The organism is Hanstruepera flava, assembly GCF_023634025.1.
GTDB classification, from domain to species: Bacteria; Bacteroidota; Bacteroidia; order Flavobacteriales; family Flavobacteriaceae; genus Hanstruepera; species Hanstruepera flava.
This window is the reverse complement of sequence record NZ_JALJCW010000005.1, coordinates 25,351-42,609: the sequence shown is the minus strand read 5'-3', so window position 1 is coordinate 42,609 and position 17,259 is coordinate 25,351. Positions and strand designations below refer to the sequence as shown.

Annotated in this window: 15 protein-coding genes; 7 read left to right on the top strand and 8 right to left on the bottom strand. The window is 34.9% G+C overall.

Annotation, left to right across the window (positions count from 1 at the left end; translation table 11 throughout):
• The first annotated feature begins 279 nt into the window (after nt 1-279).
• Complete coding sequence (locus MTX13_RS13485) at nt 280-1,167, top strand: chromosome partitioning protein ParA (protein WP_250436748.1); 888 nt, start codon at nt 280-282, stop codon at nt 1,165-1,167.
• A 90-nt stretch (nt 1,168-1,257) separates the two neighbouring features.
• Here MTX13_RS13485 and hutI read toward each other — a convergent pair whose 3' ends face one another.
• From hutI to fumC, 3 genes are all read right to left on the bottom strand, one after another.
• Entirely contained in the window at nt 1,258-2,496 is a 1,239-nt protein-coding gene (hutI, locus tag MTX13_RS13480; protein ID WP_250436745.1) for an imidazolonepropionase, read from the bottom strand.
• A 93-nt stretch (nt 2,497-2,589) separates the two neighbouring features.
• Entirely contained in the window at nt 2,590-4,023 is a 1,434-nt protein-coding gene (locus MTX13_RS13475; protein ID WP_250436742.1) for a T9SS type A sorting domain-containing protein, read from the bottom strand.
• A 40-nt stretch (nt 4,024-4,063) separates the two neighbouring features.
• Entirely contained in the window at nt 4,064-5,461 is a 1,398-nt protein-coding gene (fumC, locus tag MTX13_RS13470; RefSeq protein ID WP_250436739.1) for a class II fumarate hydratase, read from the bottom strand.
• Between the two features lie 190 nt (nt 5,462-5,651).
• On the opposite strand from fumC, the gene MTX13_RS13465 reads away from it, so the two are divergent.
• Nucleotides 5,652-5,825 (top strand): hypothetical protein, encoded by a 174-nt coding sequence (locus tag MTX13_RS13465; RefSeq protein WP_223034277.1) that lies wholly within the window; start codon nt 5,652-5,654, stop codon nt 5,823-5,825.
• Nucleotides 5,826-5,907: 82 nt separating this feature from the next.
• Here the strand turns inward: MTX13_RS13465 and MTX13_RS13460 are convergent, their stop codons facing one another.
• The 3 genes from MTX13_RS13460 to prfB all read right to left on the bottom strand — a co-directional run bounded on the left by MTX13_RS13460 (nt 5,908) and on the right by prfB (nt 9,942).
• On the bottom strand, nt 5,908-8,370 hold the full coding sequence (locus MTX13_RS13460; protein WP_250436736.1) for a TonB-dependent receptor domain-containing protein: 2,463 nt from the start codon (nt 8,368-8,370) through the stop codon (nt 5,908-5,910).
• A gap of 111 nt (nt 8,371-8,481) precedes the next feature.
• The gene (arsC, locus tag MTX13_RS13455) at nt 8,482-8,823 is read right to left on the bottom strand and encodes an arsenate reductase (glutaredoxin) (protein ID WP_250436734.1); all 342 of its coding nucleotides are present in this window, start codon (nt 8,821-8,823) and stop codon (nt 8,482-8,484) included.
• Nucleotides 8,824-8,831: 8 nt separating this feature from the next.
• Nucleotides 8,832-9,942 (bottom strand): peptide chain release factor 2 gene (gene prfB, locus MTX13_RS13450; RefSeq protein WP_250436717.1). Its coding sequence is split into 2 segments (ribosomal slippage): nt 8,832-9,878 and nt 9,880-9,942, totalling 1,110 coding nucleotides; the frame shifts between segments, so codons are not numbered across the junction.
• A gap of 90 nt (nt 9,943-10,032) precedes the next feature.
• Between prfB and MTX13_RS13445 the strand changes: the two genes are divergently transcribed.
• Nucleotides 10,033-11,055 (top strand): threonine aldolase family protein, encoded by a 1,023-nt coding sequence (locus MTX13_RS13445; protein WP_250436715.1) that lies wholly within the window; start codon nt 10,033-10,035, stop codon nt 11,053-11,055.
• Nucleotides 11,056-11,113: 58 nt separating this feature from the next.
• Here the strand turns inward: MTX13_RS13445 and MTX13_RS13440 are convergent, their stop codons facing one another.
• Together MTX13_RS13440 and MTX13_RS13435 are read right to left on the bottom strand one after the other, a co-directional pair.
• Entirely contained in the window at nt 11,114-11,443 is a 330-nt protein-coding gene (locus MTX13_RS13440; protein WP_250436701.1) for a YegP family protein, read from the bottom strand.
• A gap of 97 nt (nt 11,444-11,540) precedes the next feature.
• Nucleotides 11,541-11,864 (bottom strand): YbaB/EbfC family nucleoid-associated protein, encoded by a 324-nt coding sequence (locus MTX13_RS13435; RefSeq protein WP_250436698.1) that lies wholly within the window; start codon nt 11,862-11,864, stop codon nt 11,541-11,543.
• A gap of 74 nt (nt 11,865-11,938) precedes the next feature.
• Here MTX13_RS13435 and MTX13_RS13430 point away from each other — a divergent pair, with 74 nt between their 5' ends.
• From MTX13_RS13430 to MTX13_RS13415, 4 genes are all read left to right on the top strand, one after another.
• Nucleotides 11,939-13,996: a S9 family peptidase gene (locus tag MTX13_RS13430; RefSeq protein ID WP_250436677.1), complete on the top strand. Its 2,058-nt coding sequence runs from the start codon at nt 11,939-11,941 to the stop codon at nt 13,994-13,996.
• Nucleotides 13,997-14,077: 81 nt separating this feature from the next.
• The gene (locus tag MTX13_RS13425; RefSeq protein WP_250436675.1) at nt 14,078-15,118 is read left to right on the top strand and encodes a PLP-dependent cysteine synthase family protein; all 1,041 of its coding nucleotides are present in this window, start codon (nt 14,078-14,080) and stop codon (nt 15,116-15,118) included.
• A 140-nt stretch (nt 15,119-15,258) separates the two neighbouring features.
• Entirely contained in the window at nt 15,259-16,518 is a 1,260-nt protein-coding gene (locus tag MTX13_RS13420) for an aminotransferase class I/II-fold pyridoxal phosphate-dependent enzyme (protein ID WP_250436673.1), read from the top strand.
• Nucleotides 16,519-16,673: 155 nt separating this feature from the next.
• Nucleotides 16,674-17,252, top strand: a complete 579-nt coding sequence (locus tag MTX13_RS13415) for a DUF6252 family protein (RefSeq protein ID WP_250436658.1) — start codon at nt 16,674-16,676, stop codon at nt 17,250-17,252.
• The last annotated feature ends 7 nt before the right edge of the window (nt 17,253-17,259 follow it).

The following is a 17,259-nucleotide window of genomic DNA, read 5'->3' as shown; positions in this document are numbered from 1 at the left end:
TTAAGTGTTGTGACTCAATCTTTTTAAACATTAGTTTTTATAGTGTTTACTAATACTGTAAAAGCATTTTAATACCCAAAATAATACTGTAAACATCCAAAAATTTAAGTTGCACGTATATACTTGTAAGTTTGGATAACAATTTTGATTTGTTCCCTAAAATATAATTTCAGACCGAACAGGTTTTTAATGCGTTAGAAAACGAAAAAGTAAAAGTATGCAAAAAATACTTTTAAAATAATTTAACATTAAAAAAACTAAATCTAAAAACAAGTTAACATGGAGAATAACAGTAAAAACAGCACAGGATTAAAAGTAGCATTAGGAATTGCTTTGGTACTATTTATAGCTACCGGGTTCTATACTTCTAAATTGTACAAGGAAAAAAAGGAAAATGAAGCACAACTGCAACAGGAAAAGGAATTGGTCATGCAGGATTTAAGCAATATGGCCAAGCAATATGATATTGTAATAGGCGAGAATGAGATTGCTAACAATAAGTTGGTAGAAGCTAAAGACCGTATTCAAGGACTTATAGATTCTTTAAAAGTATCTGAAACTAACGTTAAGAGTTTGTACCGTTACAAGTCTAAATATTTAGCTCTACAAAAGGAAATGGATGTTCTTTTAACTGAAAACGATCGTTTAAAAATTGAAAACGAATTACTTGCTGTTTCTTTAGACAGTACAAAAATACGTCTTGAAGAGCGTACAATGTTTACTGATTCGTTATTGGTTCAAAATACGGCTTTAGCCGAAGTAGTTGAAAATGCTTCTGTTCTTGGTGCCGTTAATTTAACAGGAGAAGGTGTTATTGAGCGTACATCTGGTAAATTAATACCTACAGAGCGTGCAAAACGTTCAGATAAAATTAGAGTATGCTTTACAGTACCAAAAAACACTTTGGTTGAATCTGGTGAGCAGGAATTATATGTTCAAGTTATAGACCCTAAGAACAATACATTGGGAGTTAATGAGCAAGTGCAGTTTGAAGAAAAAACACTTAATTATAGTTTGGTAAGTAAGTTTAATTACGAAAACACAAGCTTAAAGGTATGTGAGTATGTTATGAGCAGAGGAGACGAAAAGTTTGAAAAAGGACGTTATGTTGTTAACGTATTCAACCAAAAAGATTTGGTGTCTACAACCGAATTTACATTGCGATAATACCACATTTTAATTAGTTAATATCCATAGATTAGTTATTATGAAAAGCCCGAAAGCAATCAAGTTTTCGGGCTTTTGTATGGATTCTAATTACGATAGTAATTGACCATTTATTATAACTTGATCTATATGATTATCACCAAAAGCATAAGGCAAGTAGTTATAGCTTGGAACTTCTTTTGTAATTATTAAGTTAGCCTTTTTTCCTTTTGTTATACTACCATATCTATGGCTTATTCCCATGGCATAGGCACCATTAATTGTAGCAGCATTAATGGCTTCTTCAGGAGTCATTTTCATTTTTATGCAAGCTGTACTTAAAACAAAATTCATGTTTCCACTAGGTGTAGAACCAGGATTGTAATCTGTAGCAAGAGCTAATGGTAATCCCGAATCTATAATTCTTCTGGCAGGTGTATAGGGAATACTTAAAAAATAAGAACATGAGGGCAATGCTACTGGCATTGTATCGGAATCAAGAAGAACATTAATATCTTCATCATTCAATTCCTCTAAATGATCTACTGATAAAGCGTCATGCTTTACACCCATTGCAACTCCTCCAAAGGCATTAAATTGATTAACATGGATTTTTGGAATTAAACCATATTTCGCTCCTGCTTCTAATATCCTATCGGTATCTTCCAAATCAAAATAACCTTTCTCACAGAAAACATCAACATATTTTGCTAATCCTTTGTTGGCTACTTCAGGGATCATGTTGTCAACAACCAAGTTAACAAACCCTTCTTTATTGTTTTTATATTCCTTTGGGACTGCATGCGCTGCTAAAAGCGTGGCTCTAATCTTTAAATTATAGTGTTGTTTTAAACGCTTAATTACACGTAACATTTTAAGCTCGGCTTCAATGGTTAAACCATAACCTGATTTAATTTCAATGGCTCCAGTTCCTAACTTCATGACTTGTTCCAATCGTTTAGCAGATTGGTAATACAGGTCTTCCTCGCTTATGTTTTGCAGTTTTTCGGCTGAATTTAATATTCCTCCACCACGGTTGGCAATTTCCTCATAACTTAAACCATTTATTCTATCAACAAATTCTTGCTCTCTATTGCCAGCATAGACAATATGTGTGTGTGAATCGCACCAGGTTGGTAAAACCATCTTTCCTTTAGCATCAATTATGGTGTCGGCTTCAATTCCATTGCATTCATCCATAGCCCCATATTGAACAATAGTATCATCATCAATTAATAAATAAGCGTTTTTTAAAGTAGGTAAGATTTTCATGTCTTCACCTTTAACAAGTGAAATGTTCGATTCTCTAACCTGAAGTAGTTCTTTTATGTTGATTATTAATGTGGTCACGTAAATATTTTTTTCAAAGTTGATTAATTTTTAGGTAATAAAAAAACGCCTTCAAGTTTTTGGAAGGCGTTTTAAAATTTATGATAAAGACTTTTAGTTTTTTATGAATTTAATAACTTCGTTAGTATTGTTCAATCGAATGGTATATACTCCACTAGAAAGTTCTGAAACATCTAAAGCCGTATTATTGTCAATGTTTTTTGATAGCACAACTTGACCTAGTAAATTGTAAATGGACAAGTTTAATGGCTCATTAAATGAGCTTCTAAAATTCAGGATATTATTTGTGGGGTTAGGGTAAATGCTGATGTTTGAAACAGAATTTTCTTCAACACTTAAAGAAATTAGTTCATTTTCATACCAACCTAAAGTATCATTTCCATTTCCGAGAAAAGCGATATCTAAATCGGTATCACCATCATAATCATCTACAGTTATTGCAAAATTCTGATAATTATTGTCCTCAATTAAGGTAGGAGTTGCACTTGGACTGGCATTATTGGCTCCTTTAAACCAAATAATAGCATCATCACCAGCTCCAGAATCTGTTATTATAACATCGTTATAGGTATCTCCATCTATATCAGCAACAGCTATAGCTCCCGGTCTATCTATAATGGCTGAAGTTGAAATGGTATTAGGCGTAGAGGCACCATTTTTAATTTTGTTGAACCATTCCACTTCTCCTGTAGAATTATCTACCTTTACAACATCCAATGTTCCATCATTATTAACATCAGCAAATTTTGTTGCCAAAAAGTATAAGTTACCAGAATCTACTGTAACAGCATCCTTAACCCAAGACACGGTGCTTGTGCCACTTTCTATATACTGGTTGTAATATATTTCAATATTTCCAGTATTGTAAAACCCAATTACAACATCCATGTCCATATCACCATCAAAATCGTCTAATTCTATAGTAAATGGACCATCGGTGCTACCACTTTCAATAGTTTGTTCTGTTCCAAAATTTCCTGCTCCGTCACCTGCAAACCAAATAGATTTATTGTCGTCATAGGATACAGTAGCTAAATCTGTATGACCATCATTATTGATATCAGCTGCAAAAACTTGTCCAGCACCAGTAACGGTGTTGCTTACAACAACTTCAGATCCAAAACCGCCAGAACCATCACTTAAGTAGTATACAAGCGTATTTTGAACTGCGGAAGTAGCTACAATATCAAGACCAAACTGATTATCTATATTGGCAACTGTAAGCCCGTCGACGTAACGAATAGTCGAAGAAACAATTGATGATGTTGGAATCGAAAAATTACCGGAACCATCATTTTCATACCATTTAATATAATCTTGGGTTGGCGTTCCAAATCCAGTAAACCAATATGTGGCCATCACCAGGTCAATATCACCATCATTATCTAAATCACCAGAAGCAAGTTCGTAAGGTTCTTCACCTGTATTCGGATCTATATTCTGAATTGGAGTTACAAATGTGGTTTGCGAAATCACAAGATTAGTAAAGATCAAAAAGAGAAATAAAGTAAGTAAAGTTTTTTTCATAATTTATTTGGTTTAATGCATCTAATATACTGATTTAAATTTACTTAAGGCTACCAACCATATCTTCAGGTTTTACCCATTCGTCATATTCTTCAGCTGTTACATAACCAAGGTTTATAGCTTCTTCTTTTAATGTAGTTCCATTTTTATGAGCCGTATTAGCAATTTCAGCAGCTTTGTAATAACCAATTTTAGTGTTTAATGCAGTTACAAGCATTAAAGAGTTGTTTAACAACTGCTTTATAACGCCATGGTTTGGTTCGATGCCAGAAGCACAATGTTCATCAAAACTTACGCAAGCATCACCTAATAATTGTGCTGAATGCAATACATTGGCAGCCATAACGGGTTTAAAGACATTTAATTCGTAGTGTCCTTGGGTACCTCCAACGGTAATGGCAACGTCATTACCCATCACTTGTGCACATACCATAGTTAATGCTTCGCATTGTGTTGGGTTTACTTTTCCGGGCATAATAGAACTTCCAGGTTCATTTGCTGGTATAATTATTTCACCAATACCTGACCGAGGTCCAGAAGCCATCATACGAATATCATTGGCAATTTTATTTAAAGAAACAGCTAACTGTTTTAAAGCGCCATGTGTTTCAACCAATGCGTCATGAGCAGCAAGAGCCTCAAACTTATTCTTGGCGGTTATAAATGGTAGGTCTGTAAACTCTGCAATATACTTTGCAACCAGTTCGGCATAACCATCTGGAGTATTTAGTCCTGTTCCTACGGCAGTACCGCCTAAAGCCAATTCAGATAGGTGGTGCATGGTGTTTTCTAATGCTTTTAAACCATGATCTAATTGCGATACGTAACCTGAAAACTCTTGCCCAAGTGTTAATGGAGTGGCATCCATTAAATGGGTTCGCCCAATCTTAACCACATCTTTAAATTCAATGGATTTATTGTGTAAGGTGTTACGTAGTTGAATAATTCCAGGTATAGTTACTTCAACTACTTTTTTATAAGCAGCAATGTGCATACCTGTTGGAAATGTATCGTTTGAAGATTGCGATTTATTGACATCGTCGTTAGGTTGAATGGTTTTTTCACCTTCTCCTATAACATGTCCTGCAATTTGGTGCGCTCTATTGGCAATAACCTCATTGACATTCATGTTACTTTGTGTTCCAGAACCAGTTTGCCAAATAACAAGCGGAAACTGGTCATCATGCTTGCCTTCTAAAATTTCATCACATACTTGAGCAATTAAATCACGTTTGTCTTCAGATAAAACACCAAGTTCACAATTAGTATACGCAGCGGCCTTTTTTAAATAGGCAAAACCGTATATAATTTCTAATGGCATAGATGCAGGTGCACCAATCTTAAAATTATTTCTCGAGCGTTCGGTTTGTGCTCCCCATAGTTTATCCGCAGGAACTTTAACGTCTCCCATGGTGTCTTTTTCAATTCTAAAAGTCATGATTTTAAATATAATAAGTTGTTTCGCAAAATTACGATTTTGATACTAAATTCAGCTTGAGATGATAAGATATTTGCATTAAATTAATTTTAAATAATGAAGTTGAAATAAATGTTGATAAAATAGTTTTTACTGTTGTGAAACAAACGACTTTGTTTTATCTTTGCGCTAAATTATAAAAATAGCCACCATGTTTGATTTTGACCAATATTTAGGATTTTTAGCATTTTTAACCATATTAACTATAGGTTTTTGGTTAATGATATTCTTAATCACTTTTGTTATTCCTTATTGGATTGGCGGGGCTTTATTAGAACGTATGAAGGAAATTCGTGAGGAAAAGAAAGCTAAAAGACAAGCTTAGTATTTATTATAAGATATAAAAAAACGTCTAAATTATTTAGACGTTTTTTTTATGCTTTAAAATATGGATAATACTATAGTAATTATCCTTCAAAATCAAAATCGCCGCCACCATTATCGCCTCGGTTTCTGTCTTGACGCTGCTTTTGTTGATTGAAACGATACGTGAAAGATAACATTAAGCTACGTTCACGCCATTGAAATTCAGATTCACTTGTAAATGTAGGTGTATTGGTTTTTGAAATACGTTTTCTACTGTTTAAAAGATCACTTATGTTCAGTGCTATCGATGCATTATCGTTAAATAAGTCTTTACTAAAAGCCATATTGGAAGAGAAAACACCTTCGCGTTTATTTTGAGCATCTGCTGAAGGCCCTCGGTAGTTTAAGCTGGTTTGCCATTCTATGTTCCATGGCAATGTATATTTGTTGTTAATTCTAGCAAACCAACTGGTGTTATCGTTATCCAACGACAAGCCGTTAGGTGTGGTGCCTCTGGTGGATTGTTGAAAAATGTTGAAATTAGCATTAATATTCCACTTACGAGATTGGTTGTAGGTCACGGTAAACTCAAAACCATAACGGTCTTCTTCAGCAAGATTTATTGGCGATCGTTCAATTATGGGTAATATTTGTCCACCTACATTAACGGTCTCACCAGTATCATAACTTACAAAGCTAAAAGCATCAGTAGCGTGCTGGTAGTAAGCAGAGGTGTTAAGTGATACCTTACCAAACTTTTTATAATATCCCACATCAAATAATCCTGAATAACTAGGAGCTAGGTTAGGGTTCCCCCTAAAAATACTCGTTACACTAGAACGCGATGGAAACGGATTAATAAACCATGAGCGCGGCCTACGAATACGTCTGCTATAGCCGAGGGTTACATTTTCATTTTCGCTAACTTCATAGCTTAAGTTTACTGTAGGAAATAAACCTAAATAGTTGTTGCGATTAAAATCACCGCTTGTGGGTTGGTCAATAGTAATACGGGTTTCTTCAAGGCGTAAACCTAATAGATACGAGAACTTTTCACCTATTTTGCTGCCAAACTGCGTGTAAGCAGCATTAATATATTCTCTATAATTTAAAAAATTTGATAAACCTGTACTTAATTCAAATTCGTTGCTGTTTTGGTCTAAAAACCATACTTTATAGTCTGCGCTTTGATCATTAAAATTTCCACGATAACCCAATTCAAATTGACTTCTTTCTCCTATGGGTAAAACGTAATCTGCTTGCAGCAAGATACGTTGTTGGTCTTCTAAAGTTGAAACACGTTCCGTGTTGACACCTTCTAAAAGTACTTCGGAGTACTCATCTTCAGAATTGTCCTCATATTGAAAGTCCATGGTTAGCTTATGGCCACTAGTATCAAAATCTTTTTGAAAGTTTAGGGAATATTGAATAACCTTGTCTTCTTCCTGTTCAGGATCAAAGCGGTTACTTTCAGACTCAAAATTGCCATTTTCATCATACTGTGTCAAAATGTTTGTTGTATTACTTTCATTATTGCCATCTCTATATGAAATAGCACCTGTTAACGAAGCGGAATCTGTAATATACCATTCCACACCAAAGTTAGTGTTAAGCCCTTTTCTTACACGATCGTAATCATTGGTTTCATTGGCATAGGTGTCTGGATTGTCAGCTATTTCATTGCCATTTTCATCAAATTCCTTATTGAAGTACTGCGTATAAGACGATGAATTTCCAGGAACTTCACGATAATTATAACTGGTTGTATTGAAAATATTGATATCACCCGTTCTGTAATTAATATTACCAGAAATACCAGCTGCTCTAGGGTATCCTGCACTTGCTGTTACAGCACCATTAAATCCTTGTAATTTACTCCTTCTAAGAATGATGTTTAAAATACCAGCTGTTCCTTCGGCATCATATCTTGCTGATGGTGAGGTTATAACTTCCACACGCTCAATGGATTCGGCAGGTAATTGTCGTAAGGCATCCGTGCTATTCAACCCAACTAATCCTGATGGTTTGCCATTTATTAGTATCCTAACATTTTCATTTCCACGTAAAGATACATTACCCTCTACGTCTACGGCTACAGATGGTACATTGTCTAATACATCACTAACTGTTCCACCTCGAACAGTTAAGTCTTTACCTACATTGTATATCTTTTTGTCAAGTTTAATCTCAACAGTTGTAGTTTCCGCTATTATTTCAACTTCTTCTAAAGCTTCAGCTCCTTCAGCCAAACCAATTTTGCCTAAACTTCTATCTGCAGTCAACTCTTGATTGGGAATGGTGAGCTTTTCAAAACCAATAAATTCAATAGTTATATCATAAGTTCCACTTTGAACAGGTATACTAAAAGCACCTTCAGCATCGGTTATACTACCTGTTTCTAAACGATTTTCGGCTGTGTTAAAAAAAGCTACTGTAGCATATTCTAATGGCTGATTGGTAGTTTTATCATATACATTCCCTGTAATGGTGACTTCATTCGATTTTTGAGAATAAGAAAAAAAAGTTGTTCCTATAAAAAATAGGGTTAAAAAAAATCTGTACATATAAAAGGGTTTCGCAATTTGACCGCAAAAATAGCCTTTGGTTTAAACCGCTTTGGTTAAAACTATGTTAAATAAAAAAGCTTCAATTTTGAAGTATTGAAGCTTAATGGATTAAATAATTTCTAATATCTTTTCAGGAGGCCTGCCTAATACAGCTTTATTACCATTAATAACTATTGGTCTTTCAATAAGTTTGGGGTTTTCAATCATAGCATCAATAATTTGACCGTCTGATAGTGTCTTGTTTTTATACTGCTCTTTCCAAACAGCCTCGTTTTTTCTAACCAGCTCCATAGGTTTTATTCCAAGCATGGTAATAATATTCTTAAGTTCTTGCTTTGAAGGTATGTCTTCAAGATATTTTTTTATAGTAAAGGGTTTGCCTGATTCCTCTAAAAGAGCCAAGCCTTGTCTAGATTTGCTACAACGGTTATTGTGATATATTGTGATCATAATTTAATTTATAAAGTTTCAGATTCCGATTCCTTTTGTCCCATCATCATAAGGTATGCCTTTAAAAATGGTTGAATGTTGCCATCCATTACAGCATCTACATTTCCCGTTTCATGACTCGTTCTTACGTCTTTAACTAGTTTGTAAGGGTGCATAACATAATTTCTAATTTGGCTTCCCCATTCAATTTTCATTTTTTCAGCTTCAATATCATCGCGCTGCGCCATTTGTTTTTGCAATTCAATTTCATACAATTGCGATTTCAACATTTGTAAGGCACGTGCTCTGTTATCGTGTTGTGAACGCGTTTCAGAACACTGTATTTGAATGCCAGAAGGTTTATGTAAGAGTTGGACCTTGGTTTCAACTTTATTCACATTTTGTCCACCTGCACCACTGGAACGAGCAGTTGTAATTTCAATATCTGCAGGATTGATTTCTATCTCTATAGAGTCATCAACCAACGGATATACATATACCGAAGCAAAACTGGTATGACGCTTGGCATTACTGTCAAAGGGAGAAATACGAACGAGTCTGTGAACACCATTTTCACCTTTTAGCCATCCAAAAGCAAACTCACCTTCAATTTCTAAAGTAACGGTTTTAATTCCAGCAACATCACCGTCCTGAAGGTTTAATTCTTTGACCTTAAAGCCACTTTTTTCGGCATACATTAAATACATACGCATGAGCATGCTGGCCCAATCGCAGCTTTCTGTACCGCCAGCACCAGCAGTAATTTGAAGTACAGCACTTAAACTGTCACCTTCATCAGAGAGCATATTTTTAAACTCTAAATCTTCAATAAGGTTTTGAGCTTTTTCAAAACGATTTTCAACATCTTCAGCTGTAGATTCACCTTCTTTAAAGAATTCGTAAATAACTTCTAAATCCTCAACTAATACCTTGGCTTCATTATAGTCTTCTACCCATTTCTTTTTGCTTCGTAATGACTGCATAACAGATTCCGCTGCTTTGGAATCATTCCAAAAGTTGGGATCAAAAGTTTGTTCTTCTTCGTTTTGAATTTCTATCAATTTGGCATCTATGTCAAAGATAGTGCCTTAGCTTGACTAGGCGTGTGTTAAGATCTTTAATTTGATCTGAAGTAATCATAGAATTAATTTTAAACAAAAATAAAATTATTATCAGTCTCATAAAATTTAACGTAATATATTTTATAGTTTTATGTTTTAAAATAGTATCATGATTATAGATTTACGAAGCGATACCGTTACAAGGCCATCTCAAGGGATGTTGGAAGCAATGCTAAATGCTCAAGTTGGAGATGATGTTTTTGATGAAGACCCAACAGTTAAAGTATTGGAAGAACGTTTGGCTAAGATGTTTGGTAAGCCTAGGGCTTTATTTTTTCCTAGTGGTAGTATGGCCAATCAAACAGCATTGAAGTTGCACACCAACCCAGGGGAACAGGTAATTTGCGATAGGTTTGCCCATATTTATAATTATGAAGCTGGAGGCGCATCGTTTAACAGTGGTATTTCCTGTAAATTGATTGATGGTAATAGAGGTATGTTTACTGCCAGTCAGGTTAAAGAGGCCATTAACCCTGATGCATTTTATTATGCTAAAACCACCTTAGTTGAAGTTGAAAACACAGCTAATAGAGGTGGTGGTTCTCTTTGGGATTTTGATGAACTTAAAAAAATAAAATCTATTTGTAATGAACATGGTTTGGGTTACCATTTAGATGGTGCCCGTATTTGGAATGCCCTGGTTGAAAAAAGTGAAACGCCTAAACAGTACGGTGAACTTTTTGATACCATTTCGGTGTGTTTAAGTAAAGGTTTAGGTTGCCCAATTGGGTCTGTGTTAATTGGCGATGAAGCTATTATGGAAGATGCCGTTAGGATTCGTAAAGTGTTTGGCGGCAATATGCGTCAAGTTGGTTATTTGGCAGCAGCTGGTTTATATGCATTGGAAAACAATTTGGAGCGCTTGGCAGAAGATCATAAACGTGCTAAAGAAATAGGTGAGGTTTTGGGTCGTCTATCCTATATTAAATCGGTTGAGCCTATAGAAACCAACATCATTATTTTTGAATTAAACAATGATGTAGATGAAACACATTTCATTCAGTCTTTAGATAAAGAGGGTATAAAAATGATTGGCATGGGAAGTGGTAAGTTGCGTTTGGTTACGCACTTGGATTATACAGATACCATGCAGGATAAGTTTTTATCGAGCTTACAACATTTAAAACTTTAATATAAAAAAGCATCAGAAATTCTGATGCTTTTGCTCTTGTTCTTCTAAATAGTGCTAATTAAGCTGTTTTATCAACTACTTCAGCTCCTGGAGCATTGGTTTTTACAGATTCTATACCGTTTTCCATTCCAGATTCGCCAGCATACATTTGGCTACTACCTATAATTTGACCGTTACCGGCTTTAATATTGAAATGAAATTTACCATTTGAAGCTGTTTTGCGCTCAAACTTGCTGTCGTCACTACAGTTGGTCTTAACCGATTCAATACCGTTTTTAGCACCAGATTTATCGGCATAGCCTTGACTAGATAAAATAATTTGACCGTTTTTGGCCTTTAAATTGAAATAGAACTTTTGATTGTTTTCGCTTTGAAATAATTCGAACATAATTTTAAAAATTTGGTTAATTCATCAACCCTTAAAATACAAAATATTTGCTTGGGCTTTTATTATTATTAAATCAAATTTTTGTTAATTTTTCTAATTATTTAAACATATCCATACCAGGTATATTAGGCATACCATCTTTGGCTACAGCTGCAATTTCAGTTTCATGAACTTGTGTTGCACGCTCTATAGCCTTATTAAGTGTAAGAATTAAGTAGTCCTCTAACTGTTCTTTGTCTTCCAATAATTCGTCATTAATAGCTATGTCTTTAATTGCTCTATTAGCAGTAATCGTAACCTTTAGTTTATTATCGCTACTAATCTCATCGAGAAGAACGGTGTCTAAACGCTTTTTAGTGTCTTCTACTTTTTTCTGGGTTTCTTTTAATTTACCCATCATTCCCATTAAATCTCCAAACATGATATTATCGTTTTAATTACAGTGCAAAGCTATTTAATTTTTATATTTTTGGACCTTGATTAATACGCATTTTTTTGAAAAAAACACTTAAACCACCACGTGCAAAAAAAGTCCCTCATGCGCTGATTATACATGATGATGAACGAGTAGATAATTACTTTTGGCTCAATAATAGGGAAAACCACGAGGTTATAGATTATTTAAACGCTGAAAACAACTACACGTCGCAGATCATGGCTCATACCGAAGACCTGCAGAAATCATTATTTGAGGAAATGAAAGCTAGAATTAAGGAAGACGATACGTCTGTTCCTTATTTTTATAATGGATACTGGTATATAACACGCTATGAAGTTGGTAAGGATTATCCCGTTTATACCCGAAAAAAAGAGAGCCTAGATGCGCCAGAAGAAGTAATGTTTGATTGTAATGCAATGGCAGAGGGTCATGCATATTTTAAACTAGGAGGTATTTCTGTAAGCCCAGATAATACATTGGCAGCCTTTTCTGTTGATACAGTTAGTAGAAGGCAGTATACCATCCGAATTAAAAATTTACAGACCAATGAGGTGTATTCAGATGAAATTAAGAACACATCTGGAAGTTGTACATGGGCAAATGACAATAGTACATTGTTTTATTCAAGAAAAGACGCTGTTACCTTACGCGCCTTTAAAATATTCAAGCACCAATTAAAAACAGACGCTGAAAATGATATTGAAGTCTATCATGAAACCGATGATACCTTTAATACCTTTGTTTATAAAACCAAGTCAAGGAAGTATATAGTAATTGGAGCTTCAAGTACTTTAACATCAGAATACAGAATATTACCTGCAGATAATCCCAATCAAGATTTTAAAATTTTTAGTAAGCGTGAACGTGGTATTGAATACGGAATCTCACATTATAACGATACGTTTTACATTATAACCAATCGGGATAAAGCAACCAATTTTAAATTACAAAAAACTCATGAAAACCATACAAACAAGCAGTTCTGGGAAGATGTAATTCCGCATAGAAAGCACGTATTGTTGGAAGATATTGAAATATTTAAGGATTATTTGGTGGTTAGTGAGCGTGAAAACGGACTAAATAAACTGCGAATAATCAGTTGGAATGGTCAGGAAGATTACTATTTGCCCTTTGATGACGAGACTTACACGGTTTACACAGGGAATAATCCCGAATTTAATAGTACGGTTTTAAGATATAGCTATAATTCGTTAACCACACCGAGTTCTGTGATAGATTACGATTTTAAAACTAAATCTAAAACGGTTAAAAAAGAACAAGCTGTATTGGGTGATTTTGACAAACGAGATTACGAATCAAAACGTTTATGGGCAACAGCAGCCGATGGAACAAAAATACCAATGTCCATGGTTTATAGAAAAGGCATGGAGTTAAATGGTAAAAATCCTTTACTGCTGTATGCTTATGGCTCTTATGGTTCTACAATAGATCCTTACTTTTCAAGTATCCGATTGAGTTTGTTAAATCGCGGATTCATCTATGTTATTGCTCATGTTCGTGGCGGAGAATATTTAGGAAGAAACTGGTACGAATCGGGTAAGCTATTACAAAAGAAAAATACGTTTTCAGATTTTATAGATTGTTCCAAATTTTTAATTCAAGAAAATTACACCTCAAAAGACCATCTATATGCGTATGGTGGCTCTGCTGGTGGATTATTAATGGGAGCTGTAGTAAACAGCGAACCACATTTATATAAGGGCGTTATAGCAGCGGTTCCGTTTGTAGATGTTGTAACTACTATGTTAGATGATTCAATTCCACTAACAACTGGTGAATATGATGAATGGGGAAACCCTAATGAAAAGGAATATTACGATTATATGAAATCGTATTCGCCTTACGATAATGTTACAGCCCAAGATTACCCCAATATTTTGGTTACAACTGGAATACACGATTCTCAAGTACAATATTGGGAACCCGCAAAGTGGGTTGCCAAGCTCCGTGAATTGAAAACAGATTCCAATTTATTGCTATTGCATACCGATATGGATACTGGTCATGGTGGTGCTTCTGGACGTTTTGAAAGCCTTAAGGAAGTGGCTCTAGAATACGCCTTTTTGTTAGATTTGGAAGGAATAAAGCACTAGTCAAAAAAAAATGTTGTATTTTTGCCAAGTTTTGGACTACGATTTCAATCAGCTAACATCGTAGCTATTTAATAAGCATTTATGAAAAAAGACAACCAAGTTTTTGATAATGTTTTAGATTTAATAGGTAATACGCCATTAATAAAGCTTAATACAATTACTGAATCGCTTAAGGGTAAGTATTTCGCTAAAGTAGAAGCCTTCAATCCAGGTCATTCATCAAAAGACAGAATCGCTCTATATATTATTGAACAAGCCGAGAAAAAAGGTATTTTAAAACCAGGCGACACAATTATCGAAACCACTTCTGGTAACACAGGTTTTAGTATTGCCATGGTGAGTATCATAAAAGGTTATAATTGTATTCTTGCGGTTAGTTCAAAATCATCTGCAGACAAGATTGATATGCTAAAAACCATGGGTGCCAAAGTTTATGTATGCCCTGCACATGTAAGTGCAGACGACCCAAGGTCATATTACCAAGTTGCTAAACGTTTACACGAAGAAATAAAAGGTTCCGTTTATATTAATCAATATTTTAACGAATTAAATATTGATGCACATTATAGCTCTACAGGGCCCGAAATTTGGAATCAAACCGAAGGTAAAATCACACATTTGGTAGCTTGTAGCGGAACAGGTGGAACAATTTCTGGAACTGCTAAATATTTAAAAGAGCAAAACCCAAATATTAAAATAATAGGTGTTGATGCTTACGGGTCGGTTTTAAAAAAATATCATGAAACCAGAGAGTTTGATGAAAAAGAAATCTATCCTTACCGTATTGAAGGCCTAGGTAAAAATTTAATTCCTTCGGCCACAGAGTTTGATGTTATTGATGAGTTTGTAAAGGTAACCGATGAAGAAAGTGCGCATACGGCTAGGGAAATAGCTAAAACCGAAGGGCTTTTTGTAGGATATACCTCTGGTGCTGCCATGCAAGCTGTTAAACAACTAAATGACGATGAGGTTTTTGGACCTAACGATGTTGTAGTTGTTATTTTCCCTGACCATGGTTCAAGGTATATGAGCAAGATTTATAGTGATAAATGGATGAATGAGCAAGGCTTTTTTGATAGTATTCATGAAGAAGCTGCAGAAAGTATTGAGCATATAAAGTAGTGTTAATTCAAAAATATGGAGACAGCTAGCTTTTTTGTTAAAAAGTTGGCTGTCTTTCTTAATAATATGGCGGTAAATAATTATGCTAAAACTGTATAAATATTTAATTTTGCCTCAACTAACCAGATTAATAGCTGTGTATGAAAGATTTATTTGAAAAGATATATAGAGACAAAGGGCCTCTAGGAAAGTGGGCTTCACAAGCAGAAGGTTATTTTGTGTTTCCAAAATTGGAAGGTGAAATCTCAAATAGAATGAAATTCCAAGGTAAGGAAGTAATTACTTGGAGTATTAATGATTATTTAGGTTTGGCCAACCATCCAGAAGTGAGAAAGGTAGATGCCGAAGCTGGCGCAAAATATGGTTCGGCATATCCAATGGGAGCTAGAATGATGTCGGGACACACCGAATTGCATGAACAACTTCAAAATGAATTGGCCGCTTTTGTGAATAAAGAAGCAGCTTATCTATTAAACTTTGGTTATCAAGGTATGGTGTCAACAATTGATGCTTTAGTATCTAAAGATGATATTATTGTGTACGACGTTGATGCACACGCTTGTATAATTGATGGTGTACGCCTACACATGGGTAAGCGTTTTACGTATAAGCACAATGATGTTGAAAGTTTAGAAAAGAACCTAGAACGTGCTACCAAAATGGCCGAACAAACCGGAGGTGGTATTTTAGTAATCTCTGAAGGTGTGTTTGGTATGCGTGGCGAACAAGGACGTTTAAAGGAAATTGTTGCGCTAAAAGAAAAGTATAATTTCCGCTTTTTTGTTGATGATGCTCATGGTTTTGGTACATTAGGTGCTACAGGAGCTGGAGCAGGCGAGGAGCAAGGTGTTCAAGATGGTATTGACGTGTATTTTGCAACATTTGCAAAGTCTATGGCTAGTACAGGTGCCTTTATCGCTGCAGACCAAGAGATAATAGACTATTTAAAATATAACTTACGTTCGCAAATGTTTGCTAAATCATTGCAAATGCAATTGGTTGTCGGTGCATTAAAACGTTTGGATATGTTACGCACCATGCCAGAACTTAAGCAAAATTTATGGACTATTGTTAATGCCTTGCAATCGGGTTTAAAAGAACGCGGATTCGACATTGGCACCACGCAAAGTTGTGTAACGCCTGTATATTTACAAGGTAGTATTCCTGAAGCTATGGCCTTGGTAAAAGATTTACGCGAAAACTACGGAATATTCTGTTCTATAGTGGTGTATCCTGTAATTCCTAAAGGATTAATCTTGTTACGTATGATACCAACAGCAACACATACATTAGACGATGTAAAAGAAACATTGGATGCTTTTGATGCCATACGCTCACGATTGGAAAACGGGACATATAAGCGTTTATCGGCAGCAGTTGCAGCTGCAATGGATAAGTAAGCAAAAAACTATATAAATTAAAAACCTCTCCTATCGAGAGGTTTTTTTATTTCTGAATTTAAAATGTGTAAGAAAGTTATTCGTCGAAAAGTTAATAAATACGTACAGGTACGTATTTGCTACTTGTAAAATACATTTTAACTTTAAAACAAAAAATGAAGAAAAAAGAAAATAACTTTAAAAAACACATTCTAGGTAAGAATATTATCATACTGTTCCTATTGGCATTAACATTAAGTTGTTGTAACAATGATGACGACAATAATTCTGGCAGTTCACTACCTCCAGCTACACAAACGGGTGCCAATACGGTTGGCTGCTTGGTTAATGGAGAGGTTTTTTTGCCTCATGCCGAAGGTATAAACCCATCTGTTAATTGCTTCTACCAATTTGTAGGAGGTGAATGGTATTTCTCTATGAGTTTTGCTGATTTAAGAGGTGCAACTAATGAGAGGGTTACGGTTCAATCTGGTAAAGTTGAATTGCAAGAAGGGGAAACATATGTTTTAAGCAAAAATTTTAATGATGATGGAGATTTTACAGGTGGTGGTGGAACTTACAGTCTTTCTGCATCAAATAGATATTTTACAACTACACAAGAGTCAGGAGAATTAACCATTACAAGGCTAGATTTATCCAACTCTATTATTTCAGGTACATTTTGGTTTGATGCCGTAAACGGCAATGGTGAGGTTGTAGAAATTAGAGATGGCCGTTTTGATTGGGATTATTAAAAACAAT